Annotated in this window: 20 protein-coding genes; 15 read left to right on the top strand and 5 right to left on the bottom strand. The window is 36.4% G+C overall.

Features of this window, described 5'->3' with window-relative positions; translation table 11 throughout:
* Positions 1-18 precede the first annotated feature (18 nt).
* Positions 19-924: a Na+/H+ antiporter NhaC family protein gene (locus CIL05_RS10885; RefSeq protein WP_240510172.1), complete on the top strand. Its 906-nt coding sequence runs from the start codon at positions 19-21 to the stop codon at positions 922-924.
* Positions 925-1,322: 398 nt separating this feature from the next.
* On the opposite strand, the gene CIL05_RS10890 is transcribed toward CIL05_RS10885, so the two are convergent.
* Genes CIL05_RS10890 through CIL05_RS10900 form a run of 3 tightly spaced genes read right to left on the bottom strand, consistent with a single transcriptional unit; the run spans position 1,323 to position 4,388 of the window.
* Positions 1,323-2,333: an NAD(P)/FAD-dependent oxidoreductase gene (locus tag CIL05_RS10890; protein WP_095655566.1), complete on the bottom strand. Its 1,011-nt coding sequence runs from the start codon at positions 2,331-2,333 to the stop codon at positions 1,323-1,325.
* A 19-nt stretch (positions 2,334-2,352) separates the two neighbouring features.
* Positions 2,353-3,375, bottom strand: a complete 1,023-nt coding sequence (locus tag CIL05_RS10895) for a FecCD family ABC transporter permease (RefSeq protein ID WP_095655567.1) — start codon at positions 3,373-3,375, stop codon at positions 2,353-2,355.
* The gene (locus CIL05_RS10900) at positions 3,375-4,388 is read right to left on the bottom strand and encodes a FecCD family ABC transporter permease (protein ID WP_095655568.1); all 1,014 of its coding nucleotides are present in this window, start codon (positions 4,386-4,388) and stop codon (positions 3,375-3,377) included. Before CIL05_RS10900 ends, CIL05_RS10895 begins: the two co-directional genes overlap by 1 nt.
* A 118-nt stretch (positions 4,389-4,506) precedes the next feature.
* On the opposite strand from CIL05_RS10900, the gene CIL05_RS10905 reads away from it, so the two are divergent.
* The 5 genes from CIL05_RS10905 to CIL05_RS10925 all read left to right on the top strand — a co-directional run bounded on the left by CIL05_RS10905 (position 4,507) and on the right by CIL05_RS10925 (position 9,842).
* Positions 4,507-5,481, top strand: coding sequence for an iron-hydroxamate ABC transporter substrate-binding protein (locus CIL05_RS10905; protein ID WP_240510173.1), 975 nt, complete (start codon positions 4,507-4,509; stop codon positions 5,479-5,481).
* Positions 5,482-5,611: 130 nt separating this feature from the next.
* Complete coding sequence (locus CIL05_RS10910) at positions 5,612-6,442, top strand: ABC transporter ATP-binding protein (protein WP_095655570.1); 831 nt, start codon at positions 5,612-5,614, stop codon at positions 6,440-6,442.
* 585 nt (positions 6,443-7,027) lie between these two features.
* Positions 7,028-8,011, top strand: coding sequence for a N(5)-(carboxyethyl)ornithine synthase (locus tag CIL05_RS10915; protein ID WP_095655571.1), 984 nt, complete (start codon positions 7,028-7,030; stop codon positions 8,009-8,011).
* Between the two features lie 200 nt (positions 8,012-8,211).
* Positions 8,212-8,703: an RNA polymerase sigma factor gene (locus tag CIL05_RS10920; RefSeq protein WP_095655572.1), complete on the top strand. Its 492-nt coding sequence runs from the start codon at positions 8,212-8,214 to the stop codon at positions 8,701-8,703.
* 2 nt (positions 8,704-8,705) lie between these two features.
* Positions 8,706-9,842: an anti-sigma factor gene (locus CIL05_RS10925; protein WP_095655573.1), complete on the top strand. Its 1,137-nt coding sequence runs from the start codon at positions 8,706-8,708 to the stop codon at positions 9,840-9,842.
* A gap of 23 nt (positions 9,843-9,865) precedes the next feature.
* On the opposite strand, the gene lexA is transcribed toward CIL05_RS10925, so the two are convergent.
* Positions 9,866-10,489, bottom strand: a complete 624-nt coding sequence (gene lexA / locus CIL05_RS10930) for a transcriptional repressor LexA (protein ID WP_095655574.1) — start codon at positions 10,487-10,489, stop codon at positions 9,866-9,868.
* A 280-nt stretch (positions 10,490-10,769) separates the two neighbouring features.
* Here lexA and CIL05_RS10935 point away from each other — a divergent pair, with 280 nt between their 5' ends.
* The 9 genes from CIL05_RS10935 (at position 10,770) to CIL05_RS10975 (ending at position 17,088) form a co-directional block, all read left to right on the top strand.
* Positions 10,770-11,408 (top strand): YneB family resolvase-like protein, encoded by a 639-nt coding sequence (locus tag CIL05_RS10935; RefSeq protein WP_095655575.1) that lies wholly within the window; start codon positions 10,770-10,772, stop codon positions 11,406-11,408.
* Positions 11,409-11,558: 150 nt separating this feature from the next.
* Positions 11,559-11,792, top strand: a complete 234-nt coding sequence (locus CIL05_RS10940) for a DUF896 domain-containing protein (RefSeq protein ID WP_095655576.1) — start codon at positions 11,559-11,561, stop codon at positions 11,790-11,792.
* 114 nt (positions 11,793-11,906) lie between these two features.
* Positions 11,907-13,910: a transketolase gene (gene tkt, locus CIL05_RS10945; RefSeq protein ID WP_095655577.1), complete on the top strand. Its 2,004-nt coding sequence runs from the start codon at positions 11,907-11,909 to the stop codon at positions 13,908-13,910.
* Between the two features lie 144 nt (positions 13,911-14,054).
* Positions 14,055-14,516, top strand: a complete 462-nt coding sequence (sirA, locus tag CIL05_RS10950) for a sporulation inhibitor of replication protein SirA (protein ID WP_095655578.1) — start codon at positions 14,055-14,057, stop codon at positions 14,514-14,516.
* A 58-nt stretch (positions 14,517-14,574) separates the two neighbouring features.
* Positions 14,575-14,796 (top strand): YneF family protein, encoded by a 222-nt coding sequence (locus CIL05_RS10955; RefSeq protein WP_095655579.1) that lies wholly within the window; start codon positions 14,575-14,577, stop codon positions 14,794-14,796.
* Between the two features lie 170 nt (positions 14,797-14,966).
* Complete coding sequence (locus CIL05_RS10960; RefSeq protein ID WP_095655580.1) at positions 14,967-15,671, top strand: cytochrome c biogenesis CcdA family protein; 705 nt, start codon at positions 14,967-14,969, stop codon at positions 15,669-15,671.
* Between the two features lie 86 nt (positions 15,672-15,757).
* Positions 15,758-16,183 (top strand): Na(+)/H(+) antiporter subunit B, encoded by a 426-nt coding sequence (locus CIL05_RS10965; RefSeq protein WP_095655581.1) that lies wholly within the window; start codon positions 15,758-15,760, stop codon positions 16,181-16,183.
* A 21-nt stretch (positions 16,184-16,204) separates the two neighbouring features.
* The gene (locus CIL05_RS10970) at positions 16,205-16,591 is read left to right on the top strand and encodes a response regulator (RefSeq protein WP_095655582.1); all 387 of its coding nucleotides are present in this window, start codon (positions 16,205-16,207) and stop codon (positions 16,589-16,591) included.
* 20 nt (positions 16,592-16,611) lie between these two features.
* Positions 16,612-17,088: a CcdC family protein gene (locus tag CIL05_RS10975; RefSeq protein ID WP_095655583.1), complete on the top strand. Its 477-nt coding sequence runs from the start codon at positions 16,612-16,614 to the stop codon at positions 17,086-17,088.
* A 39-nt stretch (positions 17,089-17,127) separates the two neighbouring features.
* On the opposite strand, the gene CIL05_RS10980 is transcribed toward CIL05_RS10975, so the two are convergent.
* On the bottom strand, positions 17,128-17,607 hold the full coding sequence (locus tag CIL05_RS10980; RefSeq protein ID WP_095655584.1) for a DUF2621 family protein: 480 nt from the start codon (positions 17,605-17,607) through the stop codon (positions 17,128-17,130).
* Positions 17,608-17,634: the final 27 nt, after the last annotated feature.

Below are 17,634 nucleotides of genomic sequence, written 5' to 3' on the forward strand. Positions count from 1 at the left end.
AAATGGGATTTTGGTCCGATGGCCCAGGCCGAATACCGTGCAAGAACTTCCGGCAAACTTCTTCGTGATGGAGCACAGCCGCCATCCGATACGGAGATGATGGATGTGGAAATGCCGGAAGGGCACACGCCAAAAATAAGAAATATGGTTGTACCGCTTATTGTACTGCTCGGTTTGATTCCTCCATTATTCCTTTGGACAGGAGGTTACCCGGAACAGGACTTTGTCACAGCTTTCGGTGAAGCGGATGGAGCAACTTCCATTTTAATTGCAGCTTTTGCAGCAGGTCTTGTGGCATTGATTATGGGTATGCAACAGAAACTGTATTCATTTAAAGAAGCAATGTCCATTATTGTGACCGGTTTTCGCAGCATGACGCTTGTATATATAATATTGGCGCTAGCGTGGTCGATTGGTAGTGTGACGTCAGAGCTTGGAACAGCAGAATATCTTGTTAATTTTGCTACCCAGACGACATCGCCGGCGATCATTCCATTTTTAATATTTGTGGTTGCCTCCATTGTTGCATTTACTACCGGAACATCATACGGGACATTTGCGATTATGATTCCGATCGCGATGCCGCTCGCTGTTTCGATGGATATTTCCTTATACCTGGCTATCGCAGCTGTATTCAGCGGTGGTATTTTCGGGGATCATTGTTCACCGATTTCAGATACAACGATTCTATCGTCAGCAGGGTCTTCAAGTGACCATATTGACCATGTGAACACACAGATACCATATGCGGTTACCGCTGGTGTCAGCAGTGTGGTTGCCTTCCTGATAGCGGGAATCACGGAATCTTCCGTGTTGGCTCTTGTATCAGGAACCATTATCCTGTTTATATTGAGCTTTATACTGAAGAAAATGTGGGGGAGACCAATACCGAAGAAGTATGAAGCCGGTTTTGAATCAGATTAAATAGTAGAGGAGCTAGCGGCAGGAAATCCGGCAGCAACATTAAAAAGTTTGAATAAATATCTTGATGGTGTACAAGTTGCTGAATCGTAGTATAATAAATATATATAATCATACAATATTAAAAACTGTCCCATGCTGGTAATATGGAACGGTACAATAGACCAACCCCATGAAGAGGGGAAGGCGGATATTTAAGGAAATAATCCCTCAAAATGGCCTTGGGCAGCACATGAGGGGTTATTTCTCATTTTTATCGGGCATGATAAACGCGATTAACATGCCGAAAGAAACCATCAGCTTTTTAATTCATATTAATAAACATTGACAGTAATTAAAACTCACCTATATTTAGAAGTGAAGCAGGTGAGGGGAACAAAGGAACTTGTCTCCCTAGCCTTTTACTGTCCGTTAAAGGCTTCATAATTAGTAGAATATAAGTGCGTTAAAGGTTGCTTCGGCGCTATGTATCTTTTCGCCTGGTTTACTGCGATAGGGCCTTCATTAAACCCGCCAGCAATCAAATTCAACTTGCTAGGATAGTTGGAAATGTCTCCAATGGCAAATATCCCGGGAATGGATGTAGCCATCGAATCATCTACAAGAATCGTACCATCTTTCATTTCCATGCCCCATTCGGCAATTGGTCCAAGCGTAATTTGGAATCCATGATTGACAATAATGTTATCGGTCATGATTTCTTTGCGATTTTCCTTGTCGGTTTGTTTAATAACTACGCTTTTAACCTGACCATTTATTCCTTTTATTTCATCAATTTCGTATGGGTTTAATACATTGATGGTAGAATTCATCATCTTTGTCACATTGCTTTCTATACCTGTAAATACGGGTTTACGGTAAATTAATGTAACTTTTTCAGCAATGTCTTCCAGCTGATTAGCCCAATCAACCGCACTGTTTCCACCACCGGAAATAAGTACATGTTTTCCTTTATAACCGGAGATCCTTTTAATGGAATAATGAAGACTTTTTTCTTCATATTCGTCCGCACCCGGAAGGTCGAGTTTAACTGATTTTAATATACCAAAGCCAGTTGCTAGTATGATTGTTTTTGTATAATGCTTTGAACCATTGCTGCTTGTTAAACAAAACGTGCCATCTTCCAGTCTTTCAGTTTCCGTGACCTGTTCTCCCAGAACAATAGATGGCTCAAAAGTCATTGCTTGTTCAATAAGATCCTGAGTGAATTTTTCTCCTGAAATTTGAGGAATTCCTCCAATATCGCGGATTATTTTTTCTGGATAGAAATATTGAACTTTACCACCTAGATAGGGTAGGAATTCTATAATTTTTGTTTTCATTTCTCGCATGCCACTATAAAATGCTGTGAATAATCCAACAGGTCCGCCACCAATAATGGTCACATCGAAAAGTTCAGTTTGCTCTTGCATAGGAACCCCCCCAATATGATTATTTTGATTTCATTAATAAATAGATAAAATATGGTGCACTTAATATGGCTACAACAATACCAACAGGGATTTGGGTTGGTGCTAGTATATTTTTACCAATAGTTTCAGCGACCATTAAAAGTAGGGCACCGATTAGTGCTGATATCGGAATAATTAATTGGTGTATTGGACCAACTAATTTTCTTGCTATATGTGGAACTACTAATCCCAGGAAGGCAATTGCTCCACCAGCTGCAACAGAAGCTCCTGCAAGTGCAACTGCAATAAGTAATAATCCCGCTCTTTCCCGTTCAACACTTGTTCCCAGTCCAGATGCGATTTCATCCCCAAGGCTAAAGACATTTAATTTATTTGCCATGTACAATGCCATTGGAATAAGGATGATCATCCATGGTAATAATGCCATTACAAAGGTCCAATTTGCATTCCATATATCCCCTGCCAGCCAAACAGTCACTTGCCTAAAATTTTGTGGATCCATCTTCAGCTGCAAAATGGTTAACAAGGCACTAAATCCTGCATTTACACCAATTCCTACTAGAACAAGTCGAATGGAATTTACTCCTTTTTTCCATGCCAGCACATATATTAGTAATGCTGCAAGGAAAGCGCCAAATAAAGCAGCAAAAGGCATTAAAAAAATAGACAATGAATTCGAAATAGATAAACTATCCTGGAAAAAGAAGATAAATAAGACAACGGCAAGACCTGCACCAGTATTTATTCCTAAAATTCCGGGATCTGCAAGTTCGTTTTGTGTTATTCCTTGTAAAATGACACCTGAAACAGCTAATCCAGCGCCAATTAGTAATGCCAGGATGATCCCCGGTAAACGAAAATCAAATAAAACTAGTTCCTGCCTGTCGGAACCATTATTTAATAGTGTATTTAATACCACGCCAGGAGAGATGTGAATTACTCCTGTGTTTAAACTAATAAAAAACATGAGAATCATTAATACAATTAATAATACGCTTATCCATAAAAATTTCTTCTGTTTTTTACTTTGAGAAGTATTCATTATTTTCCACCTCCACTACCACGAGCCAAATAAAGGAAGAATGGTACACCAATAAGTGAAGTAATTGCCCCCACAGGTGTTTCAAATGGAGCATTAACAAGTCTTGATACAAGATCAGATAAAACGAGTAGTAATGCACCGAATATAGCTGTTGATGGAATAATCCACTGATAGTCCGTCCCCATAATAAATCTAGTAATATGTGGCACAATAAGGCCGACAAACCCGACAGCACCAGCAATTGAAACAGCCGCTCCGGTTAAGATGAGAACAGAAACAATGCCAAGGATTTTGATTAAAATATTACTTTGCCCTAATCCGGTTGCAATGTCTTCACCTAAACCCAGTAAAGTAATCGATTTAGAAATAAATAGTGCGACAATGAGTCCAATGACTCCTGCAATCAAAAGGATTTGAACGGATGTCCAGGTTGTTCCATCCAGTCCTCCTGCCAACCAAAATCCCATTTCTCTTTCTAATTGAAAATGTAATGAGATAATGGAAGAGATCGATCGTAAAATAGCCCCCATTGCAACACCTGCTAATGCTAATTTAACAGGCGTCAACCCTCCGGCAGAACGAGTACCTATCACAAATATGATGGAAACTGCAAACCCGGCACCAAGAAACGAAGCAAACATGCCCCCCATATTCGACATAGTTGGCATAAAGGCCAACACAATTACCAGTGCGAATGCGGCACCATCTGTAACCCCCATAATCGAAGGGGAGGCAAGAGGATTTCGAGTCATCCCTTGCATGATTGCCCCGGACACTGCGAGAGCAGCGCCAACCAATGCTGCTGATAATGCACGAGGTAAACGTAATTCCTGAATCACTTGATGTGATGTATCATTTTGATTGAAATGAAAGATAGCCTGCCAGATGGTTTCAAAATCAATATCAGTTGTACCAAAGGTGATGGAAATACCAATTGATATGAAAATTGCAAGGAGTGCCATAATAATTATGATTGTTTTTAGTATATTTGAATGATTAATTATTGAACGCATGATTTACTCCTGTTTTTCTTATGTATTCTGTAAAAAGTAAAAAAACTTGATTGACTTATTAAATGAAAATGATTATCATTATCGATAAAATAAAGTATATCATAAAGGAGAGATGGTTTTGAAGATCAATTGTAAAAAAAATATTCTTTTATTCAGTTTAGTATTTATCATGTTATTTATACTAACAGCTTGTGGAAGTGGAAATGAATCCTCTGATTCGGAATCTGATGGAAATGAGACGGAAGAAAGTGAGGGAAGTGCAGAAGTTACACTTGATTCAGAAATGGGAGAAGTAACGATTCCTGCAGGTGCTGAGCGGGTTCTTGCACCGTTTCATGAAGATGCCCTATTGTCTTTAGGTGTTACTCCTGTTGCCAAATGGGCAATTGGCGAGAGTTTACAAGATTATTTGGAACCAGAGTTGCAAGATATTCCCAAGATTGAATGGACGCTTCCACTAGAGCAAGTACTTAGCTTAGAACCAGATCTTATTATACTGGAAAACAATATAGATAACTATGAAGGAACCTATGAAGATTATAGTAAAATCGCTCCAACCTATGTGATGACAGAAGAAACAACGAGCGATTGGCAAAAGCAAATAGATACGTTTAGTAAACTGCTCGGAAAAGAAGACGAAGCAGAACAAGCATTAGCAGGCTATGAAGAGAAAGTTACGGATGTCAGTAACCAATTGGAAGAAGCAATTGGTGATGAAACTTTAGCGGCAATTTGGGTAGTTGGCGGCAAATTCTTCTTATTCGAAAAAGATCGCCACAGTGCTGAACTGATTTATTCAAAATTAGGAGTAAATTATTCTTCAGTTGTTGAAGAACTCGGAGAGGCTGCTCCTCAATGGGAAGCAATATCTCTTGAAAAACTTTCAGAGCTCGATGCAGACCATGTGTTTTTATTAGCTGCTGAAGGAGAGTCAGGAATTGAAACATTAGAAAAAAGTACTGTATGGCAAAGTATTCCCGCTGCCCAAAATGAAAATATATATATACTGGAAGATGCCAGTAATTGGACAAATAAAGGGCTAAAAGCATCTGAAAAGACGATGGATGATCTTCTGAATTATTTAGTGAAATAATATAATTGAAAATGATTATCATTGACTAATAACCTGGATGAAACTACAATGATAGTAGTAATGATTCGGTAAGAAGTAACATATTCTATGATGTATTGTTGCTATTGTCTAATGTAGGGAGGGAATTCAAGTGCAAACGTTAAATGCAAAGAATTTAACACTTGGCTTCGGTGATAAGGTTATCATTGACAATATAGATATTGTAATTCCTGAAGGTGAAATTACGGTATTAATTGGTGCAAATGGCTGTGGAAAGTCTACGGTACTTCGTTCTTTGGCACGGTTATTAAAACCAAAAGAAGGAAATGTTATTTTAAATGGTGAAGATATAGCAAAGATGAAATCAAAAGATGTAGCAAAAAAGCTAGCTATTCTACCACAGGGGCCAATTACACCTGAAGGACTGACTGTATACGAACTTGTTAAACAGGGGAGACATCCACACCGTGGGTTTATTAAACAATGGTCAACGAAGGATGAAGATGCTGTTCACCATGCGCTCGAAGTTACAAATACGCTTTCCTTAAGTAATCAAACGGTTGATTCATTATCAGGTGGACAACGCCAACGTGCATGGATTGCCTTAACATTAGCACAGGAAACGGACATCATTTTACTCGATGAACCGACAACCTATTTAGATATGGCACATCAGATTGATGTTCTTGATTTACTTTATGATCTAAATGAGAAAGACGGTCGTACCATTGTCATGGTGCTGCATGACTTAAATCTTGCCAGCAGATATGCGCATCATATCATTGCAGTCAAAGATAAAAAAGTTCTTGCACAAGGAAAGCCTGAAACAATTATAACGCCTAATCTCGTTCATGAAGTATTTCAAATGAAATGTAACGTAGCCTGTGATCCAATATTTGGAACCCCAATGTGTATACCACATGGTAAAGGACGCTGTATATATAATAATTTAAATCAAGAAACTGCAACAACAGGAACTTAAATTAACTGTGAAAGGAAGTGGGAACAGTATGATTTTCTTGCTCCCTTTTTTAATAAATTTGACATGAGCTCCACCCCTAAAAATTAAAAAGATTACTTGAAAATACCGCCCATTTATAATTAAAATGGACGGTATTTTTTTGTTCGCAGAGAAGAAAGTATAATACTTTCTTCTCTGCATAAGTGCAACTAAGGCATTCACCCAAAGGCTTGGTGAATGCCAAGTTTTCTAACAATTATTTTGAGTATATGTAAAAATGCTACACTGTTAATTTAATTAGTGTGACATAAAAATGGAAGGTTAGTAAGTGTGTTATACTAAATAAAGAGAAGTTAATTTTCGGCCTATTCCCCAAATTCTCTATTTCACCACTATAATTATTAGCTCAAGCCCCAATGCCTTGATAGGTATACTTCAAAAGAAAGAACTTACACCCTTGCCGAAGCCGACTGGCAAAGGTGTAATTTTGTGATGGGAGGCTTCAATTAAATGTTTGAACTGCAATAATTTTCATCCCGGCTAATGCGAGGGAAAGCTAGAAAATCTTGATGAATTTTGCTTTGAAAATTAATTGGAGGGATATATTTGGTTAGAACAGTAGGATTTCCATTAAATTGTAAAGAAAATGAACATAGACAGGCAATGATATTTAATGATATTGCTAAAATGGATCATAGGGACAAGTTATATTTTGAAGAAGGATATGGTGAGTCGTTTGCTATATCTGATGAGATGTTGCAAAACGTGGGTGTCCATGTTGTTAGTAGAGAAGAAGTTTTAAAGCAGGAAATAATTTGTGATCCGAAAGCCGGGGATGCCGACTATATTGATCAACTTCATGATGGACAAATTGTATTTGGTTGGATTCATGCAGTACAGAATAGGAAACTAACCGATACATTTTTGTCAAAACGCCTCACCGGTATTGCCTGGGAAGATATGAATGAAGAAGGAAGACATGTATTTTGGAGAAATAACGAGATTGCCGGTGAAGCAGCAATCATGCATGCATTTAGCTGTTACGGAAAAATGCCGTATGATACAAAGGTGGCGGTTTTAGGTAGAGGAAATGTTGGACGCGGTGCATATAAAATTTTAATCGGGCTTGGTGCACAAGTTACAGTTTATGACAGGAGAACAGAAGATTTATTTCGAAAAGAAGCAGGAGATTATGATGTACTTGTAAATGCAATTACATGGGATGTGAGCCGCACAGACCATATTATTTATAAAAATGATTTAAAGAAAATGAAACAGGATTCAATGATTATTGATGTGAGTTGTGATGAAGGAATGGGAATTGAAACGAGCAGACCAACGACGATTGAACAACCCGTATATTTTGTGGACGGTGTTCTTCATTATGTGGTCGATCATACACCAAGTATCTTCTACAAAACGGCTTCCAAATCCATTAGTACACAGATAAGAAAGTATTTGCCGGTTATAATGGCAGGGCAAGAAGCGAAGGACAATATACTACGTCCAGCGATTATTCTTGATAACGGGGATATTTATGACCACAAAATCCTAAAGTATCAAGAACGAGGCAATGAATTAAAGGTTTAGAACGAACTTTTTTGGATTAATCGTTTTTGAACTTAATAAAAAAACTTGTTAAAGGATACAGGTATTATCATCTTTCTAATGAAATTTTAAAAACACCTCTGATATCATACAATCAGAGGTGTTTTTATGGAAAAAATAAAAGTATGATAACGTTTCTGTTTTTGATACGTTATATATAGAGAAATGAAAGAGGGGGCATAATGGCATCACTTATCGAACAATTACATAAAAAATATGCAACTGATGTATACCGCTATTTGCTCTCTTTGACAAAAAACCATCACACATCAGAGGAAATCACGCAGGAAACCTTTTACAGAGCATATATATTTTTGCATGATAGTAGAATTGATAATGAAAAAGCATGGTTATTTAGGGTGGCACATAATACATATATTGATTATTTAAGAAAAAATAAACGATTTGTTATAAAAGAACAGGACTATTTCCATCAGATTAAAACATTGGAAAAATCAATTGAAGATCAATATTTATCCAAGGAAATGCTGGATGATTTACGTTTAAGCCTTGATAAATTACCAGTTAAGCAAAAACAAGCCATATTGCTGGCTGATTTTAATAATTTGAGTTATAAAGAAGCGGCAGAAATATTGGAGGTCACACCTAATTATTTTAAAATTTTATTATTTCGGGCGAGACAAAAACTTCGTGTAAGTAGTCGGGGGTGCTGAGGATGAATGAAAACAAGAACGATGATGAGTGGAAGGAAAAATTAAGGAAGTTTGAGGCGGGTGAATTATCTCCATCAGAGTCTGAGGAATTTGAAGTAGAATTAAACAAACTGGAAGTACTCCAGCAACATATGGATGATCAGCAGGAGGAGGTAAAAAGAAAGAGAAAGAATAAGAAACCAACTAAACAACTAAACTTAAGAAAAACCAAATGGAAACTTCGTATGGAACAGATTGGTACAATCATTGCTGCTTTTTTATTGTTTACGATAATTTCTTCATTATTAACAAATTTATTTTTTATGACAGGTGATCGGCAGGTTCTCTATGATGATGTTGTCAAGCGAGTTTATGACATTACCAAGCCAGGTATAAGCATATCCGGCTCAAGTGGTAGCATTTCCCCTTATTTCACGAAAAATGATACGTATACAATTGATAAACAAGTTGGTTCAGGTTACCGAGTAATGGGAGAATTATCGACAAAACATTTCTTCTCACGGTTGTTTGTAGAAGATAAATACGTAGTAGACTCTGCGGAAATGCCGCGATTCTATTATTTGAATCACGAAATCCCTGAAAAAAAATTAAACAATGAATGGTCTGCATTAGATAAAATTGCAGATGTATCTGTTTCAAATGTTTATATAACATTTGATCAAATGTATTCCACTGAAGATGTGCATAATCTATTTAATGATTATGACGTAGAAATTCTGTTTTATCCTGTGGATACGGGAGGGGAAGATGCACTGAATTATGATCCAATTGGTTTCTCAAATGAACCGATGTGGCTAGAGTCAGATTGGATTTTAGAATCGGAAACAAAGGAAGGCAATGAATCAACAGCATCCTATGCAGCTCCAAATTTTGAATATGGAGATACTGAAGTGCTGCAGACCCAATTTATGAAAGTACTTTACTTTCTAAATGATTACAGTAAACAGACAAGGGAGATTAACTATAATTTAAGATCGAAAGTGCTATCTTCTGCCATTAGCTATCTGGAGGAAAAAGGAGTAAAGCATTATGGTGCTGTTATTACTGGCCCTACATCAGAAATAATGAAAATGCAAGGACAGGAGTTTATTCATGCAATAGATATTGATGAAAGTGAATTTTATAACTGGAATAAATAAAAAGCTGCCAAATGGCAGCTTTTTTAATGGATATTTCTATACAACCCAATCACTTTTCCTAAAATAGTTACATTCTGATAAATTAAAGGTTCCATTGTGGCGTTCTCGGGCTGCAGGCGAATATGATCTTTTTCTTTGAAGAAACGCTTCACGGTTGCTTCATTTTCTTCTGTCATTGCAACAACAATATCACCGTTTTCAGCTGTGTTTTGTTGTTTCACTATTACCATATCTCCATCCAGAATTCCGGCTTCAATCATACTTTCACCATCTATAATCAAAACAAATAGATTATCATCTGGCCCAGCACTTGAGACTGGTAATGGAATGAATTCCTCAATATTTTCTACTGCTGTAATTGGCAGCCCTGCTGTAACTTTACCAATTACCGGAGCATATCTTGCTTCTTCTTTAGGGATGTTACTATCTTCTGATAAATTAAGAATTTCTATAGCTCTCGGTTTAGTAGGGTCTCTCCTTATATAGCCCTTGCTTTCAATTCTGGCAAGATGGCCATGCACAGTAGAGCTTGAAGCAAGTCCGACCGCCACTGCTATTTCACGGACGGATGGTGGGTACCCCTTCTCCTTAACCTGATCTTTAATAAAATCAAGAATCATTTGTTGCCTTTTAGAAAGTTTAGTCATCTATTAAACACCTCGCTCATAGGATTTATTAATGATAGTTTACCATCATATTCCAATGAAAGCAAACATTCGTTCGAAAATCTATTGACAAGACCATATGTTCGTGCGATACTACATTTATCGAACAAAGGTTCTAAACTTAAAGAAGGAAGGATAGATAATATGTTTGAAAAAATTACAAAAACAGATGCATTTTATTTAGTTGCCTTTGCATTAACTTTAGGATTTTTATGTTTTTCCATGATAATCAGCGGATAAATTGGGTGAAGGGGTTCTTATTTTGAAAGCCATTATATATTGTCGTGTCAGTACAGATAAAAAAGCACAGGAAACATCCTTAGCCAGACAGAAACAAGAGTTAATAAAATTGGCGGAAAGATATAATTTTCACGTCGTGGAATGTATCGAGGAACAGGTGAGTGGATTTGAGATAGATCGTGAGGGTGTTTTTCGAATGCTTGACTGTTTTTCAGAGAATAAAGCAGAATGTCTATTAATTCAGGATGAAACCAGACTGGGCCGTGGAAATACAAAAATTGCTTTATTTCATCAGTTGCAGAAATTAAATATACCTATATATACTGCGCTCCATAACGGGGAATTGGAGCTTTCAGAGTCAGATTCAATGGTTCTGCAAATTGTAGGTATTGTTGAAGAATATCAAAGGAAAATTCATAATGCTAAAATTAGAAGAGGAATGAAAAAGGCAATTGCAGATGGATACGAGCCTAGGAAGAATCTATCTAACCAGCATAAAGCCCCTGGAAGAGAAAGAATTGACTTTCCTATTGATGAAGTCGTTCGTTTAAGACAAAATAACTTAACCTTTGAGGAAATTGCAAATACATTAAATGGCCTTGGTTATTCCGTATCAAAGGCAACAGTAAACAGGCGTTATAAGGAGTTTCAAAATACTTGAATAAAATATACAGGCAAGGTAAGATAAAAAAGCAAGAACTGTTATAGTTCTTGCTTTTTAGTGTTATAATCCCTTTTAAATGGGCACTCTAATCCTTTGGCCCAGAGCTTACTAGAAAAAAGTTTCACTCTATACAGGAGGTTAAATTATATGATATCAAAAGAAAAACTGGAACGGATAAATTCACTGGCAAAAAAGTCAAAAAATGAAGGATTGACTCCGAAAGAAAAAAAAGAACAAAAAGAGCTTCGTGAACAATATTTAAAAAATGTACGCAGCTCATTTAAAAATGAATTTAAATCAATGACAGTAATTGATCCAGAGGGTAATGATGTAACCCCACAAAAGGTTAAAGATTTACAGGAAAGAAACAAAAAGCATTAAATTTGTAGAAATTTAGTCATATAATCCGTATCCCAATGACTTGTGACAGGTGATGTTTCAGTATAGAATGTATAAGGATACACATTTTCTAAAAATGAAAGGAGAAATAAATAAATGTCAAAAAACATTGAACAACTATCAATTAATACAATACGTACTCTATCAATTGATGCAATTGAAAATGCAAATTCAGGTCATCCCGGCCTACCAATGGGTGCTGCTCCGATGGCATATACATTGTGGACAGACTTTATGAATCACAATCCAAAAAGCTCAAAATGGTTCAATAGAGACCGTTTCGTACTTTCAGCGGGTCATGGTTCCATGCTTTTATATAGCTTACTGCATTTATCAGGATATGATGTGACGATTGATGATCTTAAAAACTTCCGTCAATGGGACTCAAGAACACCAGGTCATCCGGAAGTAAATCATACAGATGGAGTAGAAGCAACCACGGGCCCACTTGGTCAAGGTATTGCCATGTCTGTAGGGATGGCTATGGCTGAAGCTCATCTGGGTGCAAAATTCAATAAAGATGATATGTCCATTGTTGATCATTACACATACGCTTTGATTAGTGATGGTGATTTAATGGAAGGTATTTCACATGAGGCAGCTTCCTTGGCAGGCCACCTTGGTTTAGGGAAACTGATTGCATTATATGACTCAAATGATATTTCACTCGATGGTGAATTAAACCGTTCCTTCTCTGATAACTCTGAACAACGCTTTACAGCTTACGGATGGCAGGTTCTTCGTGTGGAGGACGGAAACGATGTAAATGAGTTAAGAAATGCAATTAAAGCAGCACAGGAAAATACGGAACAACCAACTCTTATCGAAGTGAAAACTGTAATCGGATATGGCTCACCAAATAAATCCGCTTCAGCTGCATCTCATGGTGCACCTTTAGGTGGGGATGAAGTCAAATTAACGAAAGAATATTATAAATGGACACATGATGATTTCCATGTGCCTGAAGAAGTATATGCTGATTTTAACGAGAAAATTGTTAAAAATGGTTCAGATGCTGAGAATAACTGGAATCATTTATTAGAATCCTATAAAGAAAAGTATCCTGAGCTTGCAAATGAACTAACTCTTGCAATGAAGGGTGAACTCCCGGCAGATTGGGAAAAAGAATTGCCAGTATTCGAACCGGAAAAAGACACACTTGCAACAAGAGCATCTTCGGGTAAAGTTCTAAATGAAATTGCAAAAGCTGTACCGAATTTCTTTGGTGGAAGTGCTGACTTAGCGGGATCAAATAAAACAACAATTGATAATGAAGAAGATTTTTCCCGTAAAAACTATGCAGGCCGAAACGTATGGTTTGGTGTTCGTGAACACGCAATGGCTGCTGCTTTGAATGGTATGGCATTACACGGTGGATTAAAAGTTTATGCAGGAACATTCTTTGTGTTTAGTGATTACTTAAGACCAGCAGTACGCTTGGCATCTATCATGAATACGCCTGTTACTTATGTATTTACACATGATTCTATTGCTGTAGGTGAAGATGGTCCAACACATGAGCCTGTTGAACATCTAGCAGCATTACGTGTAATACCGGGGTTATCACTTATTCGCCCGGCGGACGGAAATGAAACACAGGCTGCATGGCGCCTGGCATTGGAATCAGTAGACACACCAACTGCATTAGTGCTTACAAGACAAAATCTTCCTACATTGGAAGGTACGAAAGAAAATGCATACGAAGGTGTTAAAAAAGGTGCATATGTCGTTAGTAAATCTGAAAAAGAAACACCGGATGCATTGCTGCTCGCAACTGGATCGGAAGTTCAATTGGCAGTAGCTTCTCAACAGGCATTAAAAGAAAAAGGAATTGATGTAAGTGTTGTGAGTATGCCATCATGGGATCGTTTTAATGCACAGGATGAAGCATATAAAAACGAAGTAATACCACCAGTAGTGAAAAGCCGTCTTGCGATAGAAATGGCCTCCCCATTCGGATGGGAACGTTATGTTGGAGATAATGGTAAAGTATTAGGTATCGATACATTTGGTGCTTCCGCTAAAGGTGAAAAAGTTATTGAAGAATACGGATTCACTGTGGATAATGTTGTTCAGCATGTAGAATCATTGGTAAAATAAAAATTTAATACTATTTGGATGGTTCCACTCTAAGGAGCCATCCTTTTCTATGAATTCGACAAAACTAGTGCTTTTTTGCAATATGATGTGACATTTTTCTGAAATAGATTACGTATAATAGGATATAAAAAGGAGAGATTCCTAATGTATACCTATTCTGTGTATTGGATAAATGAAGAAGTTGCAAAGCATTATTTTCATAAAAGTGATATTTTATATCGGTTTTTAAGAGATTATCAAAATAATCCGGATAGGATAGATCTTATAACACAATTCGAGTATATTACAAATAGTTTCTCTGAAAAAAAGTTGGTTACACATTTTAAAAAACAATATAGAGAACAAAAGGTATTAATTAAAATAAATAGCCCCAGAATTGAAATTTATAAAGATACGACTTCTATTTCTTTACATATTAGTGAAAAACAATTAGAATTTCGTTGTAAAACATTACAGGATGCGGAGGAAATTCTATTTCCAATACTAAGGAAATTTCAGCCGATATTATTTATTACAGGGATAAATATAGACAATTATGGTTGGATTTCACCTGTGATCATCTCCAGTAACTATCAGGAGAAACAAGTATTGTATTCTCATCTTTAATTTACTATACTTTATAGTGGATGTTTTAAGGAGACAACACGAAGGAGGAAGGCTTTAAATGGATGTAATTTGGGTAGTATTAATTGCTGTAGCAGCGTTAATCGCTGGTGTTGCTCTTGGATTTTTCATTGCCAGAAAATATATGATGAGCTATTTAAAAAAGAATCCACCTATTAATGAGCAAATGCTTCGTACATTAATGATGCAAATGGGTCAAAAACCATCACAAAAGAAAATCAATCAAATGATGCGTTCGATGAATAATCAGCAAGGAAAGTAGCAAAAATATTGCATAATCCCCCTTACTATGATCATAGCAAGGGGGATTTGTCTACATTGCTTATATAATGTTAGCCTAAGAAAAGTTTCCGATATTTGTCATATTCATTTACTTTCCTTGGGGATTCCTTCTGTTAAACTAAAAGTAGCGACGTAAATAGGGGGATTACTATGTCTGAAATTAATATTTTTCTTGCCTTTGGTGCAGGAGTTTTATCATTTGTCTCACCCTGTGTATTACCACTTTATCCGGCATTTCTATCCTATATCACAGGAATGAGTGTAAGTGAAATAAAAGAAGATAATAAGAAAATGAATAAAAAGGCTTTATTACACACTATTTTCTTCTTGATCGGTTTTTCAAGTGTTTTTATAATGATGGGCTTTATGACATCATATATATCGGAGTTTTTATTAACAAACCGGGATGTTATTAGGCAAGTCGGTGCGATTTTAATAATTTTCTTCGGTCTTGTCATTGTAGGAATATTTAACTTCAAATTCCTAATGAAGGATAAAAAGATTACATTTAAAAATAGACCAGCTGGTTTTGCAGGTTCATTCCTTATTGGTTTGGCCTTCTCATTAGGCTGGACTCCATGTACGGGACCAATCCTGGCAATTGTGCTTTCATTGGCAGCAACAGATCCGAATATGGGAATGGTTATGATGATTAGCTATATACTTGGCTTCTCTGTTCCATTCTTATTACTGGCATTCTTTATTGGTAAATTTACCTGGATTAAAAAGCATAGTCTTAAATTAGTGAAAATTGGTGGATATGTAATGATTTTCATGGGGATCGCTTTGTTCTTTGACTGGATGACAGACCTAACATCATTTTTGGCAGGCTGGTTTGGATTTAAAGGTTTTTAATGGATTTTCAAACTATTATAAACTATAATTAATGATTAGACATGTTGTAAGAGATGAAACAATCTCTGTAAAGGAGAACGCTTTTAATGTACAAAACAAACGATCTTATATTAAGAACAACCACATCATTAATTGCCTTTATCCTATTGGGATTTGCAATTTATTTATTGCTTGCAGGACACAACTCACCCGGTGGCGGATTTGTGGGTGGGTTGATGACATCAGGGGCTGTACTATTAATGTATATGTCTTACGGGATAGAAGCTGTAAACAAGATGCTGCCGATTAATTTTGTAACATTAATTCCAATCGGTTTAGCAATTGCTGTTGCGACAGGAGCTGGGTCATTTTTATTTGATGTTCCATTTATGTCGCAAACTTTTGGTTATTTTACTGTGCCAATTTTTGGTGAAATTGAGCTGGCAACAGCAATGCTATTTGATCTTGGTGTTTATTTTACCGTAGTAGGTGTAATGATTACGATAATTTTGACCATCGGAAATGATCAGTAACGATTAGGAGGAAACAATGGTATGGCAAAAATACTTGTAGTCGATGATGCTAAATTTATGCGGGTAACCCTGGCAGCAATGTTGGAACAAGGCCATCATGAAATTATTGGTGAAGCCGAAAATGGGAAAGAAGCAATTGAACGATATAAAGAACTGCAACCGGAATTATTCACCATGGATATTACAATGCCTGTGATGAATGGGATTGATGCTATTAAAGAAATTATGGAACTGGACAGTAATGCGAAAATTATTGTATGTTCCGCTATGGGACAACAAAAAGTAGTTGTCGAAGCAATTGAATCCGGAGCTAAAGATTTTATCGTCAAACCTTTTGATGAAAATCGGGTGTTTGAAACGGTGGATAGAGTTTTAAGTGAATTTGATCAAACTGTTACAACCAGATGAGTAAGGAAGAGTGATTTATCATGTTTTGGGTAGTAGCCAGTACAGTTGTTGCAGCTTTTATGGCTGTAACGATGATATTTGTACGCTTAAAAGCCTCAAAAAAACCGGCATCTGTAAAGAAGATTATTTTGCCACCATTATTTATGAGTACAGGTGCACTAATGTTTTTATTTCCGGAATTCCAAATTAAGTGGATACAGGCTCTTGAAGCAATAAGTGTTGGTATAATATGTTCTATTTTTCTAATAAAGACATCAAAATTTGAAATTCGTAATCAGCAAATTTATTTGATTCCATCAAAATCCTTTATTTTTATTCTGTTTGGACTTTTGCTCTTCCGGATTATTGTTAAATTAGCGATTGGAAGCAGTATTTCACTTGGGGAGACGAGTGGAATGTTTTTCATCCTTGCATTTGGAATGATAGCAACCTGGAGATTATCCATGCTGTATCAGTTTTTACAGCTTGATAAAAAACGCAAATATTCACGTACATAAACAAAAGCGCTTAAAGATTTATAGTCTTAAGCGCTTTTTCTAATTCGTATTTTTATAACTATCCTGCCAGTTGTCAGTATAATCAGTTTGTGATAGATCAAAGAATTGTTCATATGGGGTAACATCTATATCTTTTTGTGCTAATTTTTTTCTTAGAAATTTATGATCCCGTTTTGGTGTGGCAATAATATAACCTTCTATCAGAATTTCCTGTGTTATCATTTCCTCGTTTTTTTTCAATGCGACTTCCCCGATTTTACTTGCTATTTTATGTCTGGCAACATCTCTGAAAAGTTCCGGAACCGGTGAAATTAATTCTTCCAATAGAAGCTTTTCATTCTCATTCCACATATGTTTTGATTGATCCATGTAATATTCTTCCCAGTCCATTACGGATTTGCCATCTTCTTTGGGCATTTTCTTGAGAAATTTACGGAACATGAAGAAACCACCGATACCCATTAAACCAATAAGCAAAAATCCCCATAAAATAATTAAATAATCTACAATTATTGACATGTTTCTCACCCGATCTTTCCGTTAATT

Source organism: Virgibacillus profundi (assembly GCF_002287375.1).
GTDB lineage: Bacteria > Bacillota > Bacilli > Bacillales > Amphibacillaceae > Virgibacillus_K > Virgibacillus_K profundi.